This window comes from Roseinatronobacter domitianus (genome assembly GCF_023336755.1).
Lineage (GTDB): Bacteria > Pseudomonadota > Alphaproteobacteria > Rhodobacterales > Rhodobacteraceae > Roseinatronobacter > Roseinatronobacter domitianus.
The window spans coordinates 1-2,250 of the sequence record NZ_JALZWP010000046.1 but is presented as its reverse complement, the minus strand read 5'-3'; the positions used below and the strand labels follow the sequence as shown (position 1 = coordinate 2,250).

General features: G+C 56.5%; 1 protein-coding gene and 2 pseudogenes. 2 read left to right on the top strand and 1 reads right to left on the bottom strand.

The features are described from left to right. A pseudogene (locus M3N55_RS16630) lies at nt 1–176 on the bottom strand (S-(hydroxymethyl)glutathione dehydrogenase); the annotation flags it as partial. A gap of 89 nt (nt 177–265) precedes the next feature. On the opposite strand from M3N55_RS16630, the gene M3N55_RS16625 reads away from it, so the two are divergent. Both M3N55_RS16625 and M3N55_RS16620 read left to right on the top strand, forming a co-directional pair. Beyond that, nucleotides 266–1,024, top strand: coding sequence for an IclR family transcriptional regulator (locus M3N55_RS16625; protein WP_249060974.1), 759 nt, complete (start codon nt 266–268; stop codon nt 1,022–1,024). A gap of 81 nt (nt 1,025–1,105) precedes the next feature. Further along, a pseudogene (locus M3N55_RS16620) lies at nt 1,106–2,101 on the top strand (selenium-binding protein SBP56-related protein); the annotation flags it as partial. Nucleotides 2,102–2,250 lie beyond the last annotated feature (149 nt).

The following is a 2,250-nucleotide window of genomic DNA, read 5'->3' as shown; positions in this document are numbered from 1 at the left end:
ATGCTTGGAAACAGCCCTTCGGGGTCCGCGCCAGAGCGGGTGAACTCATCCGTGTGGCAAATGCCCGTGGCCTTGATCTCGACCAGAACCTCTCCGGCCTTTGGCCCGTCAAGGTTTACCTCCATGACTTCCAAAGGTTTTCCGGCCTCTAAGGCAACGGCGGCGCGTGTGCGCATGGGGCGTCCTCCTGATAAAGTCTTGCTTTGGCGTGTGCCTGTATCATAATTCAAGACAACGTCTCATATTTCAAGCCGATTCGGGTAGTATGCATCTTGAACGTCTGATCGCAGTCATGGAGATTATCGCCGTTGCCGGGCGACCCGTCTCTGCGGTGGAGGTCCAGAAGGCCACGGGGCTGCCCAAACCAACCTGCTACAGATTGCTTCAGACCTTGCAGGACCAAGGGTTGGTCGAAGCGCCGTCCGGCGACGGTCGTGTGGTCATCGGCGAGCGGTTGATCCGGATCGCGCTCTTGGGGAAATCCGACGTAGATGTGCGCAGTGCGGCGGCCCCATTGCTGAAGGCCGCCGCAGTGCAGTTCAATGAAACCGTGTTCCTGTCGCGGTTCCGCAATTCGCAGGTAGAGATCATCCATGTCGAAACGCCTGATGATCCGGCCCGCGCTTATATTCACCCCGGTCTGGGCGTGCGACCGATGCATGCTTGTTCGTGCTCCAAGGCCATTGCCGCTTTTGCGGAGCCAGAGTTTCAGGATTGTATCATCGGCGGCACACTGAAAGCCTATACCGAGCATACCAAGACGACAGAAGCAGATCTGCGCGCTGATTTCAAACGGATCGTGGCGCGCGGCTTTGCCGATTGCGACCAGGAAATTGACCTTGGTATCTCCAGCGTCGCAGCCCCCGTGTCCATCGGCAATATCGGCGCGACCTTTAGCGTCGGGGCGGTGGGACCGATCCGACGATTCGGACCGGACCAGCGCCAAGCGATTGGCGGAAAACTGATAGAACTGGCGACCCGCGTTAGCGGCGCCATTCAACTGTGCAACGTGGCCGAGGTTTGAGGAGGCAGCGGTCAGACTGCGACGAAAGGAACGACAATCTGCGAGGCCCGCCAAAGGCCATTACACTTCAGGGAGGATGATATGACTTTAAGACCAGACTCGACTTTCCACGCCACAGCACAGCTTGCCATGCAAGCCCCGGTAGAGAATTACGGCTTTGTGGTAATGCTAAGCCCCGATGCGGCGCAGCCCGATGGGATTGCTGTCGTGGACCTGAATCCTAAATCTAAGGGCTATGGCAGCATTGTTCACCAGCTTCTGATGCCGAATAAGGGCGATGAATTCCATCATTTTGGCTGGAACGCTTGCTCGTCGTCGCTGTCGCCGCTTTCGGGGCACGCATTTCTGGAACGCCGTTACCTGATTGTGCCGGGCATTCGGTCCTCGCGGATATATGTGATCGACACCAAAGACCCGCTGGATCTGAAGATTCATAAGACCATTGAACCGGAAGAGGTATTCGCCAAGACCGGTTATTCGCGCCCTCATACGATCCATTGCGGCCCCGAGGGCATCTATGTCTCCACCCTTGGCGGCGGCGGCGAGGATGGCATGGACGGCCCGCCCGGCATCTTCATCATGGATTGTGAGACCTTCGAGATCATCGGTCAGTATGAGATGGACCGAGGCAAGCAGGACAAACACTATGATTTCTGGTGGAACCTGCCGCAGGATTACATGGTTAGTTCCGAATGGGGCCTGCCGCCGCAATTCGAAAACGGTGTCGTTCCAGAGGATTTGCTATCTAACAAATATGGCCATTCGATCCATTTCTGGGATCTGCGCCGCCGCAAGAACATCCAGACCATGGATTTCGGCGAGAATTACCAGATGGCGCTGGAAATTCGGCCCGCGCATGACCCGAAGAAATCCTACGGGTTTTGCGGTGTGGTGGTCGACACGACCAACCTGCAAGGCGCGATCTTTACTTGGTGGCGCGGCGAAGATGGCACTTGGCAATCCAAGAAAACCATCACCATCGACCCGCGCCCTGAAGACCCCGAAAATTTGCCACCACTGTTGCAGGGGTTTGGGGCCGTGCCGCCGCTAGTCACCGATATCGACCTAAGCCTTGATTGTTGATTGTCACTGAGAACTGACCCGGCAACAGCAGAAATTGTCATTGAGAATTGACCCATGTGCAACCTTGCCCCTGCGCAAAGCAGTCGGGGGCGTCAGGAGTGATAGACATGGGATTTTTGAGGATTATTCGGAAGTGGGCGTTG